At 54.1% G+C, this 18636-nt stretch carries 14 protein-coding genes; 9 read left to right on the plus strand and 5 right to left on the minus strand.

All coding sequences use genetic code 11. From position 1 onward, the window contains the following. Positions 1 to 181 precede the first annotated feature (181 nt). On the minus strand, positions 182 to 1630 hold the full coding sequence (xacF, locus tag LT974_RS07780; protein ID WP_232590205.1) for a 2,5-dioxovalerate dehydrogenase: 1449 nt from the start codon (positions 1628 to 1630) through the stop codon (positions 182 to 184). A gap of 191 nt (positions 1631 to 1821) precedes the next feature. On the opposite strand from xacF, the gene LT974_RS07785 reads away from it, so the two are divergent. Beyond that, positions 1822 to 2898 carry a mannonate dehydratase gene (locus LT974_RS07785; protein ID WP_232590207.1) on the plus strand — a complete coding sequence of 359 codons (1077 nt, stop codon included), beginning with the start codon at positions 1822 to 1824 and terminating at the stop codon, positions 2896 to 2898. A 368-nt stretch (positions 2899 to 3266) separates the two neighbouring features. Here the strand turns inward: LT974_RS07785 and LT974_RS07790 are convergent, their stop codons facing one another. Next, the gene (locus tag LT974_RS07790) at positions 3267 to 4511 is read right to left on the minus strand and encodes a mandelate racemase/muconate lactonizing enzyme family protein (protein WP_232590209.1); all 1245 of its coding nucleotides are present in this window, start codon (positions 4509 to 4511) and stop codon (positions 3267 to 3269) included. A 472-nt stretch (positions 4512 to 4983) separates the two neighbouring features. Between LT974_RS07790 and LT974_RS07795 the strand changes: the two genes are divergently transcribed. Further along, positions 4984 to 5757 (plus strand): IclR family transcriptional regulator, encoded by a 774-nt coding sequence (locus LT974_RS07795; RefSeq protein WP_232590211.1) that lies wholly within the window; start codon positions 4984 to 4986, stop codon positions 5755 to 5757. A 116-nt stretch (positions 5758 to 5873) separates the two neighbouring features. Here LT974_RS07795 and LT974_RS07800 read toward each other — a convergent pair whose 3' ends face one another. Beyond that, entirely contained in the window at positions 5874 to 6827 is a 954-nt protein-coding gene (locus LT974_RS07800) for a dihydrodipicolinate synthase family protein (RefSeq protein WP_232587091.1), read from the minus strand. 674 nt (positions 6828 to 7501) lie between these two features. Here LT974_RS07800 and LT974_RS07805 point away from each other — a divergent pair. From LT974_RS07805 to LT974_RS07830, 6 genes are all read left to right on the plus strand, one after another. Next, entirely contained in the window at positions 7502 to 8947 is a 1446-nt protein-coding gene (locus tag LT974_RS07805) for an ABC transporter substrate-binding protein (RefSeq protein WP_232587092.1), read from the plus strand. A gap of 152 nt (positions 8948 to 9099) precedes the next feature. Beyond that, positions 9100 to 10071 carry a carbohydrate ABC transporter permease gene (locus tag LT974_RS07810; RefSeq protein ID WP_232587093.1) on the plus strand — a complete coding sequence of 324 codons (972 nt, stop codon included), beginning with the start codon at positions 9100 to 9102 and terminating at the stop codon, positions 10069 to 10071. Between the two features lie 28 nt (positions 10072 to 10099). After that, entirely contained in the window at positions 10100 to 10981 is an 882-nt protein-coding gene (locus LT974_RS07815) for a carbohydrate ABC transporter permease (protein WP_232587094.1), read from the plus strand. A gap of 60 nt (positions 10982 to 11041) precedes the next feature. After that, complete coding sequence (locus LT974_RS07820; RefSeq protein WP_332840540.1) at positions 11042 to 12268, plus strand: ABC transporter ATP-binding protein; 1227 nt, start codon at positions 11042 to 11044, stop codon at positions 12266 to 12268. A gap of 173 nt (positions 12269 to 12441) precedes the next feature. Next, positions 12442 to 13398 (plus strand): D-2-hydroxyacid dehydrogenase, encoded by a 957-nt coding sequence (locus tag LT974_RS07825; protein ID WP_232587095.1) that lies wholly within the window; start codon positions 12442 to 12444, stop codon positions 13396 to 13398. Between the two features lie 145 nt (positions 13399 to 13543). Then, the gene (locus LT974_RS07830; RefSeq protein ID WP_232587096.1) at positions 13544 to 15244 is read left to right on the plus strand and encodes a thiamine pyrophosphate-binding protein; all 1701 of its coding nucleotides are present in this window, start codon (positions 13544 to 13546) and stop codon (positions 15242 to 15244) included. A gap of 102 nt (positions 15245 to 15346) precedes the next feature. On the opposite strand, the gene LT974_RS07835 is transcribed toward LT974_RS07830, so the two are convergent. Together LT974_RS07835 and LT974_RS07840 are read right to left on the minus strand one after the other, a co-directional pair. Then, complete coding sequence (locus LT974_RS07835; protein ID WP_232587097.1) at positions 15347 to 16417, minus strand: Ldh family oxidoreductase; 1071 nt, start codon at positions 16415 to 16417, stop codon at positions 15347 to 15349. 118 nt (positions 16418 to 16535) lie between these two features. Further along, positions 16536 to 17480: a dihydrodipicolinate synthase family protein gene (locus LT974_RS07840; protein WP_232587098.1), complete on the minus strand. Its 945-nt coding sequence runs from the start codon at positions 17478 to 17480 to the stop codon at positions 16536 to 16538. Positions 17481 to 17757: 277 nt separating this feature from the next. On the opposite strand from LT974_RS07840, the gene LT974_RS07845 reads away from it, so the two are divergent. Then, a complete protein-coding gene (locus LT974_RS07845) occupies positions 17758 to 18534 on the plus strand; it encodes an IclR family transcriptional regulator (RefSeq protein ID WP_232587099.1) in 777 nt (258 codons plus the stop codon). Positions 18535 to 18636 lie beyond the last annotated feature (102 nt).

The raw sequence follows: 18636 nt of genomic DNA on the forward strand, positions 1-18636 counted from the left end.
GTGAAGTTGATCTCTTCGCGTACGTCGTCGTAGGTGGCGGCGTCGAGGTCGCCTTGGCTGGTGCCGATCTCACTCGACCATCGGTCCATCTCCGGCAACTGAAGAGATGTCCGGACGCGAAGAACAAATTGCCCGGGAACTAAACCCCTGGCGAAAACCACCTTCCGTCTTCGCTACGCCGTCAGTAGTTGTCGTAGACGGTTTTCTCGATGGTGTAGAACTCTAGTCCGGCATCCCCTTGCTCGCGCCAGGTTTCCGAGGAGGAGCGCTTGAACCCGCCGAACGGAACGTGCAGTTCCAGCCCGGTCGTTTTCTCGTTGACTTTGACGACACCAGCCTCGGCGTCGTCGATGAAGCGATTGGCTTCGGTGTGGTCGTCGGTCACGACGCTCGCCGAAAGGCCGTACTCGACGTCGTTGGCGGTTTCGAGGCCTTCGTCGAAGTCGCTGACTTTGATGACGGCGACGACCGGCCCGAACACCTCCTCCTGGGCGATGCGCATGTCGTTGTCGACGTCCACGAACACCGTCGGCTCCACGAAGTAACCGTCCTCCACGTCTTCACCTTCGGGCGTGTTCCCGCCAGCCGCCAACGTCGCGCCCTCCTCCTGGGCGATGTCGATGTAGTCCAGCGTGGAGTCGAGTTCGCTCTCGCTGACTTGGGGGCCCATCTCGTGGTCGAGACCGGGACCGATGTCGATGGCCTCAGCCTCGTCCACGAGTTCGTCGACGAACTCGTCGTAAACATCCTCGTGAACAATCGCCCGAGAACACGCCGTACAGGACTGGCCAGTCGTCCCGAAGCCACCAGAAGCGACGATTTCGGCGGCTTCCGCGGGATTTGCGGAGTCCGCGACCAGCGTCGGATTTTTGCCGCCGAGTTCGGTCTGGACGCGCTTGCCCTGGTCGGTCGCTTGGTCGTAGACCATCTCACCGACTTGGCTGCTGCCCGTGAACGAGACGGCATCAGTACCTTCGTGCTCGATGAATTCGCTGCCGACCGAGCTTCCGGGACCAGTCACGACGTTGAACACGCCGTCCGGGAGACCGGCTTCGTCAAGGGCTTGCGCGATAGCCAGCACCACGCCAGGCGCGGCGCTGGCGGGCTTGAGGACGACCGTGTTGCCGGCTGTCAGGGCGGGCGCGAGCTTCCACGCCGGAATGGCGATGGGATAGTTCCACGGCGTGACCAGCGCGGCGACGCCGACCGGCTCTTTGCGCGTGTACAGCGTCGTATCCCGGCTACTAGAGCCTTTGACAGTGCCACCGAGGTCGGAGGCCTTCCCGGCGAAGTAGTGGAAGATGTCGATTGCCCGCTGTACCTCGCCCGCTGCCTCCGGGCGAGCTTTCCCCTCCTCTTCGACGAGGAGTTCCGTGAGCTCGTCTTTGCGGTCGGCCAGAATCGAGCCAGCCTGCCGGAGGATGCGGCCGCGCTCCGGACCCGGTGTGTTCGCCCACTCGTCCTCGGCGGCGACGGCGGCCTCGACGGCCGCGGTGGCGTCGTCGGCGCTGGACTGCTGGTAAGTTGCGACCGTCTCGCTGGGGTTCGCCGGGTTCTCGACGTCGAAAGTCTCGCCCGTCTCCGAAGCGACCCACTCTCCGTTCACGTAGTTCTGTTTGCCATTCGGCATATGGAGTGAATCTCTGCACTCCCATACCATTCTTACGATTTTGTCGCTTGTTACCAGATATATCGTGAGTGGCGTTTGCACCCCTGGCTGTTCACTCTGCTACCGTTGAAGCGGGATAACCAGATTTCAGGGAGGACCGCGAGAGAAAATGCTCCGGAATGATTTAGTAGTTAGAAAAATTGGCGATAGGTGTGAGCCAAAATGACAATACTGGCGTTCGAGTAGGCGTTCGAACGCGATCACTCGCAGAGCCGAGACTGCGCTACATCAAGCAACTCGGTGCGACAGACATCTTCGTCGACCATGCGGATACGGAAGAAGAACCCGACGAGTTTAACGATCGGGATGGGACTGATACGATTGCAGTCGGTCCAGATCAAATTCCGTCCGTTTCCGAGCTCGAAGCTGCGAGAAGCCGTATCGAGGATGCAGGACTCTCGTTCACTGGCATCCAATCTCTGCCGTATTCGATGTACGGCGATATCATGTTCGACCGTGAAGGCGCCGGCGAAGCACTTGAACAAATCAAGACCCTAATCAGGAATCTTGGGGAGGCCGGGATTCCGATTCTGGGCTACCAGTGGAATCCTCGGAGTGTAGTTCCGATGCGGACCTCCCCGGTTGAGACGCGTGGTGGTGCCGAAGCCACGGCCTTCGATTATGACGAGCTCGAGAATCCAGACAAGCTCGCACCCGGTATCGATCGAGCGTACACGGAGGAGGAGTTCTGGGACTACTATCAACGGTTCCTTGAGGAAATTCTTCCGGTCACAGAGGAAGCTGGCGTGGATCTTGCACTACATCCCGTTGATCCACCCGTGTTGGAGTTGCTCGGGGGAATCCCCCGGCTGTTCCGTAACGTCGAAAACTTCGAGAAGGCCATGGACCTTGTGCCGAGCGACAACCATGGATTGAAGCTCTGTCTGGGGTGTTTCTCTCAGATGGGCGAAGATATTCCCGACGTAATTCGTCGGTTTGGCGAGCGCGACGAGATTGTCTTTATCCACTTCCGGGATGTGATCGGCACTGTCCCACGATTCCACGAAACCTTCGTCGACAGAGGGAACTTCGATACTACCGCAGTCATCAGAACGCTTTATGATGTCGGGTACGATGGCCCGGTGATTCCGGACCACGTGCCGAAAATGGAGGGGGATGACGACTGGCGGCACCGTGCACGCGGGTTTACTGTCGGGTATCTCCGCGGTGTCATCGACACAGTTCAGACATCCCACCAAGAGAAGGCCGGTGAGTATCAGGGAAACTAATCTCTGGGGCCATTCCCCGCGTCTGTCCACTTATTTTGCGAGGTGATTACCGAGTCGTAGTTCGTGGAGCCAAGTCAGACGGTTAGTCCCCTTTCAATTAACGGAGTTCGTCAATTGTCGTCGGAGATTTTATTAATCGTTGTATCGTGGATGCCACGTACGATGCGATGCGACAACTGCGGCTGTACGTTGGTTGCACCGTACGAATATCCGCAATTCATGTGCGAACAGTGTGGGTACGTGCCGGCACAGGGTTCTGACTAAGCGTAGACAGGGAGATGACACATCGCGAGGAGAAACTATTGCTCGCCCTGCGACTTCTACTTGCAGCCTAGTTGACAGGGTGAAATCGGAGGTGGCAATCGTCGCTATTCGTCGTAGTGGAATTCAGTCCACGGTCCTTCGATGAAGGAATATTCCTCAATTGCGTCCAGATCAACTTCAATTCCAAGTCCGGGATCGTCGGGTACAGTGAGCTGGCCGTTTTGCATCGGTGGTTGCCCCTTCACGAGATCGAAGGCGAGGTCAAACGGATACATTCCCGGGTCACCAGATGCATCCACGAGTGGGTCATCCTCGAAGATCGGATATTCTACGAGGGAGACTTCCGGTGCAGCAGCAACGAGATGCGCGTTTGCAAGTAGGCCCAGCCACGTTCCAAAGTTATGCGGGACAAATTCGATATCCCGCCCTCGACAGAATTCAATTGCTCTATGACAGCCGGTGAAGCCCCGATGATGACGAACGTCGCCCTGAAGAAAGTCGACAGCACCAGTTTTCCCGAGTGCAAGCAGGCCTTCCGGGGACTCCTCGCTTTCGCCACCTGCCAGAGCTGCTCCGGTTTCAGCTAGGCGTTCGTATCCACTGTAGTCGTCAGGGGCGACGGGTTCTTCAACCCAATAGGCCCCGTTCTCATCGGCACAGGCGACGATATCGTCAACTTCCGCCTTACTGTAGGAATCCTCTAGTTTCCACCACGTATGAGAGTCGAGCATCATCTCGGTTTCATCGAGCGCATCCGAAACAAGATCGATCGTTCGACGGTCCTCGTCAGGCCCTATTCCTGGTCGGTATTTGTATCCGAAAAAGCCGGCTTCTTCAACGTAATGTGCTTGCTCGGCGAAGCCTTCCGGCTCCATGTACATCCCAGAACTGGCATAGAGTGGCAGTTCCGTCGTTAGCTCTGGCGGATTCTCGTATTGATCGTGGAGAAGTTCGTATACTGGAGTGCCTAGCTCTTTTCCGCGAATATCGTAAAGCGCGACGTCGAGAGCTGAAATGGCCTTTGTCTTCAGTCGATCCGATAGGTTTGTCTCCTCGATTAATTCGTGAGCATCGGTGATCTGCTCGATGGATTCACCTTCCAACGCATCAGCGGCCTCATTTTCCAGAACATCGGCAAAGGTTCCCTGAGAGTCTCCTTCAAAATACTCTCGCATCGACGAGCTAGTCGCACCTGCAGTCGCAGCTCCTCGGAGACCGTCAGCGGTTTCTACGATTGCAAGTACAACGTCGCGTTTCAGTAGACGTCGCGTGCCGCCATGGAAGGAACGTTCTTGTGGCGGGTCAATTGGTGACGAAAGCGCGAATGCTTTAACTTCTGTAATGCGCATACGTTGAGCGGTATTCGTAGCCATATATCTTCTTTGGTTAGGGTTGTGTTGTTTACTACTTCAAGTAATTTCGATGGTCAGCATCGAGATGATTTCGGTGCTTTCTGCGCAAGAGAATTCCCGTGTTGCGAATCATTACGTCCATATATTTGTAATATCGAGCGACATCGATATTACGGACGTAGTGGTGTAATCCCCTCGATAGAGTCGTCCAACACCAGCCCTCGTACATCAAGGAATCGTGTTATTGGCCCTCATCCATAGCGATTCTATGCGATACATGATGTTCCCGAGAGAGGAACAACATGACCGAGTTGTGTGGTCCCATCCTATTCTTATACATCGATATTCCCACTATTTGGACGACACAACCGGCGAAAAGCAACTTTAGCGAATGAGGGTCATCCATCCGATTGTGGAGGGTTCCCAACACGGGAACAATCTTATGAGGGTGGACCCTAACTACACCATTATGGCAAACGCACCCACGGGAGATGGCGGCAGGCGGATACAAGCGGTCGAGATCACGCTCAATCTCATTAATGTACTACAGAGCGAGGGGCAGCTGGGTGTCACAGAAATTGCCGACCGTCTCGACCACTCGAAAAGCACCATTCACAGCCACCTCCAAACGCTGGAGGACCGAAAACTGATCGTTAAAGAAAACGATGGGTACCGACTGAGCCTCCAGATTCTCAATATGGCAAAGAACGTCCGAGACCAGGTCGGGAATTACGACGTTATAAAGAGCCAAGTTGACGAGCTAGTTGAGGAGACGGGAGAAATCGTACAGTTCGGCATCGAGGAGCACGGGAAGGTATCGTATCTGTACAAGGCTACTGGCGAACAGTCCGTCGAAACGGTTTCGCGAGTCGGTATGCGACAACCGATGTACTCGACATCTCTCGGGAAGGCAATCCTCACGTACTTGCCTGAAGGCCGGATCGAAGAGATCATCCAATCGATGGACTTCGAAGCCAAAACGAGCGAGACGATCACGTCTTCAACTGAGTTATACGAGGAGCTCGATCGAATCGAAGACAACGGCTACGCAATTGATGACGAGGAGAATATCAAAGGACTCCGTTGTATTGCAGCCCCAGTTAGAGATGGTGAAACCGTACTTGGCGCAATCAGCATCACTGGTCCCTCGAGTCGAGTTACCGATGATCGCCTTCACGGAGAACTGGCAGAAACCGTCCAGCGAGCGGCCAACATCATCGAACTCAATACAAAATTTTCCTGACTGAGACCGTACGTCTCCCGCTCGAAGAGACCTTCGTTGGAATTCTGGCCCTGTCGATTTACCCTGGCGTCAAAATCGAAGACGCTCAATCTACATATCGAACGGCGGGTATGGACTCACTGAACCGCGCCGGTGATTCGGAGGCGTTCGAGGTCCTTCTCAAGCTGGCTGTACAGCTCCTTTGCTCGATTCTCGTCGGACGGGGAAAGTGGCCGAATCGGTTCGCGGACCTGGCCACCATGAAGCCCGGATAGCTCTAGGCCTTCTTTGACCGCGGGAATGCTGATTGCTGCTTCAATCTCGTTATCTTCTCCGGTCTCATCTCGGAAGTTCTGGAACGGCAGACAAGCATTCCGGATCTTTCGTGCCCGTTCCCACTTACCTGCAGAGAGCGCATCGAACAGTTCGAGGCCGACTTCGGGACGGAAGTTGCTGACTCCAGCAGAGAACCCTTCGGCGCCCTCTGCCCAGAATGAAACAGCGAACGGTTCGGCGAGGCCATCTACCCAAACGACATCGTCGTCACCAGCGTCGACTCCGTGGCCGAGCTTGACAGGGTCTTTCAGCGCGTATTTGATGCCTGCCACTCCGTCAATCTGTGTGAGCTGTTTGAGATACTCCACAGATGGGTCAAATCCACGAACATACGGGACAAGGGGGCGGTCAGAGGCATCGTCGAGTTTCTCGTAATATCGTAGAAGGCCTTGCTCGTGCAAGTACGAATGATCTGGTGGCATAATCATCATCGCATCTGCCCCAATCGATTCGTACGCATGAATGAGCTCTTTCGCGTCCGAAGTGCTGCCCCCGACGCCAGCAAGTACGCAAGCATCCTCCGGAAGCGCCTCAATCGACGATTGTGCGACCGCGATTCGCTCCTCCTGCGAGAGGGAGTGGTACTCGCTGATGTTTGCAGTTGCGAGGAAGGTCCGGATTCCATCACTGTAGAGGCTCTTCGCGTTCGCTTCGATTTTGTCGTGTTCGATTTGGAGGTCGTCATCGAAAGGAGTCAGGAGCCCAGCAGCTACACCACGAAGGTGTTCCTGCACCTCGTTGGCTGACAATACCATGAACGGACGCTATAGAGGGACAAAGATAAATCCACCGACTAGGCGGGAGAGGAGGCGAATTTATGGCTATTTTGAACGAGTCTAATGTGTTGTTCCGCACGGGCACCCAAAGACCAGATTTACTTGCGCCCCAGGGAGTCACCAGCATCTACTCACCCCAACTGGAACCCCCAGTACTCAGGACGAGTATTTCGGATCCAGAGAGACGATAAACATCATAACAATTCTGCGCCGGTAGTGTTCAGATAAGCAGACGAAAGTAGGGGAGATGCCGTTGCGTTTTGAAAGCCCTCGGTGATCTCGACCGTTGGGAGACTCGCAGTGCTCGTCTCCCGTGGTCTCGTTCGTTGCACTCACGACACTCCCGCGGCTCGATGCGCGCGTTCGCTCCCGTTGGTCGCTCACGTGCTTGCGTTGCCGGGGTTCGTCGAGTGGGCGGTCGGCTACGCCAACCGCCGCAAAACGTGGCGGCTTCGCCGCCACGCGCGCCTCGCTCCTTCAATCCGCCGGAAATCCCCGATTTCCGAGGCCTCGGGAGCGCGTTGCTCTCCCGGCGACCACCAGGGAAGCGGCTGGTTTGCCGGCTGAATCTGTGTTCAGACGAATCCTTATCTGAACACCACCTCTGCGCCATCCCAAATCTTAATATAGTATGGTAAATATGGGTATGATGCATGGCAACAGATTCCAATCTGTCGCGGCGAAGAGTGATGAAATTAGCTGCAGCTGCCGGGGCGACCTCTCTCACGGGATGTCTCGGCGGCGGTGGCGGCGGTAGCGACGGTGACAGCGGTGAAGGTGGTCCGTCAGGCACCCTCGGCGAATGGAGCCTAGACATTAACTCTCCCAACCCGGTAACCGAACGTATCAGTGGTAACGAGTGGATCCCGCCAGAATACGACGAATCAGAGGTTGCAAGCGGGTTCGAGCGCATGAACCTCGGGGGAATGGAAAATGACCCGGCTACGGCCTGGTTCCAGGACTACTATAATGAGAAGACAGGGATTACGCCGAAAGCGGTCACAGTCCCGTCAGCAGACGCCGTTTCGAAGATGCGGACGTTACTGTCTTCTCGCTCGGAGAGTCCTGCGCTCATGCAGATTTCACAGGAGTTCTTCATGGACTTCGTGGAACAAGGCTGGCTGGAGCCTGTTGATGACCTCTGGACGGAAGAGGCGTATGGACAGTTCCCACCATACTTCCAAGACCAGCTGATGACTGGTATTGACCAGTCACTAGATGGGGAACACACGTACATGAGCGTGGGGCTTTCCGAAGCACACGGTCTCAATTATAACCCCACCGTACTCGAGGAATTGGGCTTCGATCCCGATTTCTACGATGATGCTACGTGGGCAGATGTACGTGAGGTATGTGAAGAGGCCACCTCACAAAGTGGTAATCTCCACGGATGGGTTTGGTACGGCAGCGGGAATCGCTACCCTGTGTACCCATTCCTTCGACAAGCATGGTCGAGAGGTGGAACCTTCGTTCAAGACGATGGCACAGTCGTTGTTAATAATGATGCGGCTGTCACCACCCTGGAATGGCAGAGTCAGATGCTTGCTGACGGGCTCCTTCCAGACGTCATGCAGTACGGCGAAGGTGGTCCCGCAGACCTCTTCCTCGGTGGCGGGCTGGCTGGCTTCGGCGGGGGTCTCGGATTGATGGCACTCGCCCACGAAGAATGGGGCGAAGACACCGACCAATATAACGTGTCACTTCTCCCGAAAGGAGAGAGCCAGGAAGAGCACGTTAGCTACATGAACACGGATTTCCTGACGATTAATCGGTTCGCGCCCCCGGAGAAGAAACGCGCGGCGATGGTGTACATGGATGGTGGGCGCAGCGCGATTGCGAGTGCAAATGAGTATGATCAGGAGGGGAATTATCCCGCGAACACCCAGGCTTGGGAACACGAACTGCTCTCGGACGCAAAATACAAGGAAACGGCACAGCGGATCGGTGAAACAGCGAAAGTGGAACTGTGGCCCAAACAGATTGAGACATACGACGCACTGGTCACGAAGCTCCAAGGAGCATGGCTCGGTCAAAAATCTGCTCAGGCTGCACTCGACGAAGCACAGTCGCAGGTGGATAACATCCTAGAGCAAAACTAAAGGCAAGATGGCAATTGTAGAGCTGTTCAGACACACCCAGTTAAATCTGGTTCCGGTTTCAGCCCGGGGTTCCGTACGGCGGGATACATAACCAAATCGTGTCTGAATGATAACAAAAGTTTTAAGCAACCAATTGTACTCGACATAAGCAGATGGCATCAGAAAATCTATTGAGTTCCGTCCGCGAGGTGATTTTCGATCACCCTGACGGAAAAGACACCGGTGATATCGGACCGATCCGGGAGTTCATAAATGACCACTTCATGTTCTTCGTGCTCACACCACCACTGCTGGTGTTGGGTACGTTGGTGATACTCCCGTCGAGCTACCTCGTTTGGTCAAGTGTTCACGAGGCACGATCATGGGGGCCCGACGTTTTCGTCGGCCTGGAGAATTACATCGCAATTTTCCAGGACCCGATGTTCTTCCTGTCATTAAAACATTCCGTCATGTATGTGCTCGGGTCCGTATCGCTCGCATTCGTTCTAGGGCTAACAGCGGCTCTCGCAATTAATCAGGTCGCGTCTAAGCGAGTAAGAAGCTCATTTACTGTGCTCATCCTTCTTGCATGGGCAGTCCCGCTCGTCGTTACGGGGCTCATCTGGCGCTTCATGCTCCACGCAGACTACGGGATTGTCAACGCCCTCCTGATGCAAGCCGGACTGATCTCCACGAAGCTTGGATTTGTTTCAGATCCAGCACTAGCCTTCATTTCAGTAGTCGTGGTAGACGCGTGGGCACGCGCCCCATTCGCGGCAATTCTCCTCCTAGCCGGCCTCCAAACAATCCCCGATGACCTTTATGAAGCCGCCAAGGTGGATGGAGCGAACTTCTTCCAGAAATTCCGCGATATCACTATTCCCCACTTGAAGCCGCAAGCAGCTATTGCACTGGTGATTATGACGATGTTCGCGTTCCGGACATTCTCCATCGTCTTCGCACTCACTGGTGGTGGTCCGGCGAACAGTACACGGGTCCTAGCGACGTACATTTACCAAGCAGGGATCAACCAGGGGAACATCGGATATGCGTCCGCACTATCGGTCATTATGATTCTGATGACGATGGTGTTCGTGACGTTTTACGTCCTCCAGATTCAGGAAGACGCACTTGACACAGCATAACAATATAATGTCAATTACCAATCGCATCATGGACACGGACCAGCAGTACCGGATTAGCCAAACAATCGGGAGTCTACTCACCAGTAAGTACACCATTACGGCGCTCCTCACGGCGTTGGTTCTGTACTTCACCTTCCCAATCTACTGGACCGCTGTCTCGAGTGTGAAAACCCTCGACGGGATTCACGCTTTCCCGCCGACTCTCATCCCGAGCGGAAGCGAAATCGTCGACCCTATCTGGGGGAACTACGCCACGCTACTGTTCGAGAAGTCGTTCAACATGTTTACGTTGAACAGTCTACTCGTAGCGATCGCGACGACCATCATCGTCGTGACCTTCGGTACGCTTGCAGGGTACGGGTTCTCTCGTTTCCGGTTCCCGTACGATGATTACGTCTTTATTGGGATTCTGGGTGCGCGTCTCTTGCCACCAATCGGAATGCTAGTGCCGTTCTACCGGCTCTTCGGCGAACTGAGCCTAATTGACACGCGAATCGCCCTCATCGTCGTGTACACGTACATGAACCTCCCGCTGGTCATCTGGCTCATGCGGAATTACTTCATCTCGATTCCCGCAGATCTGGACGAAGCATCGTACATCGACGGCGCGACCCGCTTCCAGACGTTCAAGGATATCATCCTTCCACTCGCAAAGCCGGGAGTGGCCGCGTGTTCCATCCTCACGTTCCTGTTCTCGTGGCGCGAGTTCCTCTTTGCGTTCTCACTCACGTTCACGCCGAGCGCAAAGACGCTCCCGGTCGGTGCAATGATGATGATCGAGGACGTTGTCGTCCTCTGGAACTACCTTGCTGCTGGTGGGTTCATCGCGATGCTTCCGGCTCTGCTCTTCGTGATATTCTTCCAGCGCCACATCGTCAGCGGCCTCACCGCAGGTGCAGTGAAGGGGTAGCCCAATAATTATGTACAGTGATACCAAAGACCTACTCAGATTCAACGAGGATTCATTATAATGAGCAAGACAAAGAACGAGGCAGGCGATCCCGAGACAACGAATACCACGACTAACGACGCCGGTGAGGAAACCATGACCACCACGAGTAATAACACGGAAGACGACGCGTACCTCGAGATTAACAATCTAACCAAGGTGTATGATGACGGGGGTGACGGCGTCGTTGCTGTCGATGATATGAACATCGACGTAGCCGATGGAGAATTCCTCGTGTTCGTCGGCCCAAGTGGTTGCGGGAAGACGACGACCCTCCGTTCAATTGCAGGCCTCGAAGAGATCACCGAGGGCGACCTGATCATCGACGGAGAGAATGTTAACGGGCAGGCTCCTCGGGAACGGGATGTTGCCATGGTCTTCCAGACGTATGCACTCTACCCGCACATGAGTGTCTACGAGAACATGGAATACCCGTTGAAAGTACGGGGCATGGAGAAAGCCGAACGCGAGCGACGCGTGCAAGAGAGCGCCGAGCTGCTCGAGATTGAAGAGCTACTTGATCGGCAGCCAAAGGATCTCTCGGGCGGCCAACAGCAGCGTGTTGCGCTCGGTCGCGCTATCGTCCGTGAGCCCCGCGTCTTCTTGTTCGACGAGCCGCTGTCGAACCTAGACGCGAAATTGCGTGTCCACATGCGGACGGAGCTGAATCGCCTCCACAACAAGATTGGGAAGACATCCATCTACGTCACCCACGACCAGGCAGAAGCGATGACGCTTGGCGATCGAATTGTTGTTATGGATGAAGGCGAGGTGCAGCAAGTTGCACCCCCCCAAGAGGTGTACGATCACCCGACGAACGAATTCGTTGCCGGCTTCATCGGCAGCCCGCAAATGAATTTCTTCAACGCAACTGTTGATCCGACAGAAGGCGTCATTAAGACGGATGCGTTCAGCCTCCCATATCCGGACTGGATGCAAGAGCAGATCGACCGGGACGACGAATTTGATGCCCGGTTTGGTATTCGTCCGGAAGATATCGCCGTCCAAGCAATCTCTCACGATTCAACAGCGGAGAGCCACGCGACGGCTGATGTGGTCGTCGTCGAAGAGATGGGGTCTGACTTCTTCCTCACGCTGGAGAATAATGGCGTTGAATATCAGGCGATTGTCGAGCCGAACACTGAGATTCATCGAAACGACACGATCAGCCTCAGCTTCGATCTGGATCGGATCCACCTATTCGACACGAAGACGGGAGATTCGCTCGTTCAGTCCGTCAGTCGGTAACCCATAGCTACCGACGAGGGCCTCCAACAGGCCGCTGGTTTCTCTGTCCGAGCGTTTTGCCGACATCGCCGTAGGACCTACCCAACTTTGCGGGCAGGTTGTTCTTTATCGAAGGGCCAGACGTCGGTAGTTTCCCCCATATTTATGCTCGTCCCCTGACTCCGATATGTATTGTGAGCCACCCAAAGACGCTGCTCTTACACGAAGCACCGCATGGCGGCGATCCAGATTCCCTTGCCGCTGAGCTCAAAGAACAAACTGCGGATCTCGGCCTTGTTCGTGCACAAAATTATGACGACGCCCTACAGCACATCAAAACTGCAGATATCGTTATCACACGCAAGTTGACGAATGAACTCTTAGGCCAGGCAGAGAACCTTGACTGGATACAAGCACTTAACGCGGGAGTCGACAGCTACGATCTCGATCGAATTGGGGATATGAATATCACCCTCACTAATGCATCGGGGGTCCACGCCAATCCCATCGCCGAACAGGTGTTGGGATATATGCTGATGTTCGAGCGAAACCTCAATCAGGGTCTCGAACAACAACGCCGTCGTGAATGGAACCACTACGGCGGTGGCGAACTTCGAAGACAGACGCTTGGCGTTCTTGGCGTTGGGAAAATTGGAAGTCGAATCGCTCAATTAGGATCGGCGCTGGACATGCGTGTTCTCGGGACAAAACGGGATACCAACGAGATACCAGACAGCGTCGACGAAATTTTTCCACCACAGGAGACTCATACAGTACTTGGACGGTGTGATTACGTTGTCGTGGCGTGCCCGCTTAATGAGAGTACACGTGGATCGATTGGCTTACCCGAGTTCGCGTCGATGAAACATGATTCGGTTGTCATCAATATTGGACGTGGCGCCGTCGTCGACCAGGATGATCTCATCACTGCAATTCAGAAGTCAAAAATTCGGGGAGCAGCTCTAGACGTGACTGACCCCGAGCCACTCCCTGAAGACTCACCGCTTTGGGAGCTCTCGAACGTCATTATCACGCCTCATATGGCAGGGTCGACGCCACACTACTGGGAGCGTTGTGCAGAGATTTTCTCGACTAATTACGCCCGGTATCTCGAACAGAATTATGAGGAGTTCATCAATCGTGTACTCTGAAGACTGAAACACGCCTCTTCACGAAGGTTGCGACCTCGAGGCGAGCGTTTCAGCTGTCGTTGCGCATCCGGAAGTGTGGCTGCCGCCTGCTCGACCACTCGGATTGCATCCCAAATTATAACCTCTCAACTCCAAAGGATACTCCATGGTCACGGATAGTGAAAATCCCGAAGCCAAGCGCGGTGGCGAATACATCTACGATGCGTTGGTGGATGCTGGTATCGAATTGCTTGTCGGCCTCCCCGGAACCCAAACGCTTCCGCTTGACCGTGTCGTTGCAGATCGTGACGAGATGGACTACATCATGGCGCGGCACGAAACCTCCATTCCGCATCTCGCGTGGGGGTATTATGAAGCTTCAGAGCGACCAGCAGCTACGTTGACCGTCCCAGGGCCAGGTGATACGAATACGATGCATGGCCTCAAGAACGCCTATAACGACTGCGTGCCGTTGGTCCACATCTCAGCTGACGCCGACCCAGAGGATCGTGGAAAAGCCCCAATCCACGAGATTGAGCCCGATACGTATGATAACGTCGTAAAGGCGAATATAAACGTCGAGAAGCAAGTTGAGCTCACGAGGAAAGTGGAACAAGCTATCGAAGCCGCACTAACGGAACCCTATGGTCCAGTCCGGTTAGGTGTTCCAAGCGGGATCCTCCAAGCGACATTCGAAGCGACACCCGTCACCATTTCTCCAGAGACAGTCCAATACGATAACACCGAAAATTACGCCGCGGCAGCCAGAGAGCTAGCTGCAGCGGAACGGCCAGTTGTCTATGTCGGCGGTGGAGCACGGCGATCATCTAACGGCCAAGATATCGTTATGCGACTGGCAAAGGCGCTTGATGCACCAGTTGTGACCTCATATAAGGGGAAGGGTGTTTTCCCGGAAGATAATCCCCGATTTGCGGGCGTAACTGCGAAACACCTCCCCCAAGGAGCAGTAAAGATGCTCGAATCCGCAGATGTCGTGCTGGCACTCGGCACAGATTTCGACGGCGTCACTACTTCAAACTGGAGTCTCCCGATGGGAGACACGGTTGTTCACGTGAATCTCGACGTCGACGACATTAACGCCGGCTATCAGGCAGACATTCCCATTATCGACGATGTCGGACACGCCGGAGAGGAAATCCTGTCGAGGATGCGGATAGCGAGTGACCGAGTTTCGGGCTGGAACGGAACGGTGATCGGATCGGATATTCAGGACGAGTATATTTCACATTTGGAAGCAGAAGGGCTACTCGACGACACGGATATCTCGACGCCAAGCGGACTTCGGACAGTCCGTGAGGCTCTTCCACGTGGCGGAATCGTCACGACCGATATTGGCGGCTTTCGTCTCTGGTCAAAACAAGTATTTTCAGCGTATGATCAGGCGTGCTACATCACTGCCGGTTCTTGGGCGGGAATGGGTGTCGGCCTCCCCGCTGCATTAGGTGCGAAGGCTGCACACCCGGAGCGCCCAGTCGTCTCACTTCACGGCGATGGCGGACTAATGATGTGTCTGACCGAACTCCATACCGCCGTCGAAAGCAACCTCAGCATCGTCCTAGTGGTATTCAACAACAGTGACTACGGGATCATCAGTAAATCCTCGAAAATCGATGAGTACACGGATGGAAGTCAATTTGAATGGGCGTCCCCAGATTTCACGGCGATCGCCGAGGGATTCGGTTGTCGCGGGGTTGATGTCGACTCACAGAGTGAACTCCGCACTGCCGTCAAGGAGGGTATGGATGCTGATGTACCGACGGTCATCAACGTCGACGTACCAGCCGACGAGCAATCAGTAGTCGACGCGAGTACGTACGAATCGAAGCTATATTTCGAGGAATTATAGTCGTCCCACTTATCCCGGAAGAGCTGCTGTTCTTGATGTCAAGACGAGGTCAGCCTCGGCACGATCCAGGGATCAGGATTGAGTCACGATGGTTGAGAGTGATTACCGAAGTGAGGTAGGGAGTTCATGTTCGATATTGAGTTCGTTGGCGAGATTGCGGAGGCCGTCTGCGACAGCGTCTTCGATTGGGATTCCATTTTGTCGTCGTTCCTCCGAAGTCCGGTATTCAGGTTCGCCTGGGAGAAGAACCTCGAGAGAATCCTCGATCGGTTCTGCCGAGCGAATATACTCCGACAGGGCCTTGACGCGGATCGACAGTTCTTCCCGTGTCGTGAATATCTCGGGATCGATTGCGATGAACGCGGCGCCATTCCCCTGCCAGTTTTGATCTTCCTTGGCGGAGACGGGGCCATCTCCAATTATGCTGGCAAATAGCTCCGTCATGACTGCAAGATCAAATCCCTTATACCCGGTTTCACGACCTCCAAGCGGAAGGAGAGCACCGATCCCCTCTTCGAAGTCAGCTGCGTATTCGACAGGGTCACCTGAGCCCGTCGTTGTCCAGTCTACAGGAAGCGTCTCCCCGGAGCCATCGCGCTCAATAATTTTTCCGTGCGCTACCTGGCTGGTTGCTCCGTCATATAGCAAGTCGAACGGTAGCGCATCGAACGTCGGGACACCGAATGTAATCGGGTTGGTTCCAAGCCGCCGGTCAGCAGTTCCAGGAGGGGCGATCCGTTGTGCTCCGCCTTGGAGATTAACCCAGGACATGAACAGCAGGCCTTCCTCCGTAACTCGGTTAGCCCATTCTCCGATGCGACCAAGATGGCCTGAATCGCGAATCCCGACGATGCCAACACCATGTGAATTAGCTGTTTCAATTAATTCTTCAACGGCGTACCGGCCAGTAATTTGTCCGAAAGCTGCGCCACCCACAACTTGAGTGAAGGGGCCTGCTGATTCGATCGTTGGTGTCGCTGTTGGGTCAAGTGACCCATCATTAGCTTGTGCTTCGTAGTATGGAATTCTGACAACTCCATGTGAAGAGTGGCCTACCAGGTCTGCCGAGACCAGGGAGTTTGAGACGGTTTGAGCGACGTCTTTTGATGCTCCGTATGCCTCGATGGCACGCGTAGCAAAGGCTTCGAGGGCGTCTACATCAGTCGATGTCATCAGTGTCTGGCAACACAACCAACCAACATTAATCACCCGATTCATGGTTAACATTACAATAATAAAATCGGAATCAGCGGACGCAGTTTCGCGAGCCTACCGGAGCAGCTTCTACCGACTAATCTGCGGAGGCGATGGGCTCAAGATTCGCACTCTGGATCTCCTCATAGTACTTTTTAGCACGTTTTCGGTCAGCTTTAGAGAGTTCAGTAAGTGGTTCTCGAACAGGCCCTCCGTAACGGTCTGTAAGCTCCATCCCATATTTGACTGCAGGAACATTATTTGCGGCGCTCAAGCGGTTCTCATCGCCCGTCCCGTCACGGAGCTTTTCGTACGGACGGAGCACCTCCCGTATCTGCTTCGCGCGACCCCAATCTTCCTCACAAATCGCTTCCATAAGGGCAAGCGTGGCTTCAGGAACAAAGTTTCCAATTCCAGTCGTGAACCCCTCCGCACCTTCAAGTGCGTATGCGGGCGCAAATCGTTCAGCAATTCCGTTAGACCAGACCACATCACCAGGGGATGACTCAACAAGATCGGAGAAGGCCTCGATATCATTAACTGCGTATTTAACTGCAACAACGTTATCCAGCAGAGTGAGTTCCGAAATCACTTCGTCGCTGAGTTCAGGCCCTCTCTTGTAGAGGACGACACCGCAATCAACGGCATCAGCAATTCGCTCGTAATAGTCGAGAAGACCCTGCTCATGGATGTACGTGTGATCAGGATGCATGACCATGATCGCATCAACACCCGCTTCTTGATAGCGGTCGGCAAGGTCAAGCACAGTTTTCGTGCTCCCAGCAGCGCCACCAACAACAGCATCATCTTCACTAGCGCCCTGAACAGTAGCACGCACCACACCGACTCGTTCGTCGTCAGTCAACGAATAGTACTCACCAGTATTCCCACATGGAATGAAAACCCCACCTCCCACGCTGGAAAGACTTTGAATGTGTTCTTGAAGGCGCTCGTACTGTACTTCTTTCTGGTCTTGACTAAACGGGGTAGCTGTCGTAAAAGCTACACCGCGAAGTTTCTCTTTGAGAGCGGCAAAGCTCATGGTGCACACAATCCCACACAGACGTGATAGTTAAATCTTCCCTCGGAGGTTCTGATTCTATCCCAGAGAAACCGTCTATTCCGAGGGGCACGCTTTTCTTTGAGTGGTTCTGGCGGGCAGGAAGTATCTAAGAGACAGTCCCTCAAATTCTGATTGTGTTGGCTCAAGCAATAATTCCGTATGAAGAATCGGACCAGCCCTCAGTTGGCATCGGTGTTTGTTCACCACAATAGAACGAATCGCATTCTTTTTACTATTCCCATATGATAGGCCGTGTATGTCGAACTCAAATGACGAGAACATCGCCAAGACAATACAATCAGTTGATACTGTGTTCACCATCGTTGAATATATTTCGCAGAATTCAGAAGCAGGCGTGACCGAGATCGCGAACGAAATTGGAGTGTCAAAGAGTACAGTCCACAACCACCTCAAGACGCTCGAACAGCGCGAATATATCAGGAAGGACAAGTCTGGTCACTACGTACTGGGATATCAGTTTCTCACACTAGGTGGAAGAGCCCGGGAACGGTCAAATTTACACCCTGTTGCCAAACCAGAGATCAATTGGTTAGTTGAGGAAACCAGTGAATCAGCGTGCGTCGCGACGGAAGAATATGGACGAATCATATATCTCTACCAAGCACGTGGCGAACAAGCGATCACGACGGACTCACAGACGGGAACGCGCGTCTATCCACACTGCACCGCACTCGGAAAGTCGATACTCGCACACTGCTCCGGGGAGCGAGTTGACGGAATTATTGACCGTCACGGATTGCCAAAATCCACGGAGAATACGATCACATCCCGTGAAACGTTACGAACGGAGCTGGAAACCATCCGTGAACGCGGGTATGCGTTTGACGATGAAGAACGAATAGAGGGACTCCGATGTATTGCTGCCCCCATAATGCACAACGACCAGGTATGTGGAGCTATTAGCGTCTCCGGTCCAGCTAAACGATTACAGGGGAACAGGTTCAAAGAAACCATCCCCGAACAGGTGCGTCGGGCTGTGAGGGTTATCGAAATGAACCTCGAATATTCATAGCGTTCCTTATAGGGAAACAGTGACAGTGGTTCTGATTCTGGTTCTGCGTATCACTTGACGAACACACATATCGAAACCAGAGCTATACCTGATATGGGAATT

This window comes from Halobacterium noricense, assembly GCF_021233435.1.
Lineage (GTDB): Archaea > Halobacteriota > Halobacteria > Halobacteriales > Halobacteriaceae > Halobacterium > Halobacterium noricense.

What these genes read in the sequence shown, in the direction of transcription:
- LT974_RS07795 (WP_232590211.1), top strand. Translation starts at nt 4,984, where the DNA reads ATGGCAAACGCACCCACGGGAGATGGCGGCAGGCGGATACAAGCGGTC.
- LT974_RS07835 (WP_232587097.1), bottom strand. Translation starts at nt 16,417, where the DNA reads ATGACATCGACTGATGTAGACGCCCTCGAAGCCTTTGCTACGCGTGCC.
- LT974_RS07845 (WP_232587099.1), top strand. Translation starts at nt 17,758, where the DNA reads ATGTCGAACTCAAATGACGAGAACATCGCCAAGACAATACAATCAGTT.
- LT974_RS07840 (WP_232587098.1), bottom strand. Translation starts at nt 17,480, where the DNA reads ATGAGCTTTGCCGCTCTCAAAGAGAAACTTCGCGGTGTAGCTTTTACG.
- LT974_RS07810 (WP_232587093.1), top strand. Translation starts at nt 9,100, where the DNA reads ATGGCATCAGAAAATCTATTGAGTTCCGTCCGCGAGGTGATTTTCGAT.
- LT974_RS07820 (WP_332840540.1), top strand. Translation starts at nt 11,042, where the DNA reads ATGAGCAAGACAAAGAACGAGGCAGGCGATCCCGAGACAACGAATACC.
- LT974_RS07790 (WP_232590209.1), bottom strand. Translation starts at nt 4,511, where the DNA reads ATGCGCATTACAGAAGTTAAAGCATTCGCGCTTTCGTCACCAATTGAC.
- LT974_RS07800 (WP_232587091.1), bottom strand. Translation starts at nt 6,827, where the DNA reads ATGGTATTGTCAGCCAACGAGGTGCAGGAACACCTTCGTGGTGTAGCT.
- LT974_RS07830 (WP_232587096.1), top strand. Translation starts at nt 13,544, where the DNA reads ATGGTCACGGATAGTGAAAATCCCGAAGCCAAGCGCGGTGGCGAATAC.
- LT974_RS07815 (WP_232587094.1), top strand. Translation starts at nt 10,100, where the DNA reads ATGGACACGGACCAGCAGTACCGGATTAGCCAAACAATCGGGAGTCTA.
- LT974_RS07805 (WP_232587092.1), top strand. Translation starts at nt 7,502, where the DNA reads ATGGCAACAGATTCCAATCTGTCGCGGCGAAGAGTGATGAAATTAGCT.
- xacF (WP_232590205.1), bottom strand. Translation starts at nt 1,630, where the DNA reads ATGCCGAATGGCAAACAGAACTACGTGAACGGAGAGTGGGTCGCTTCG.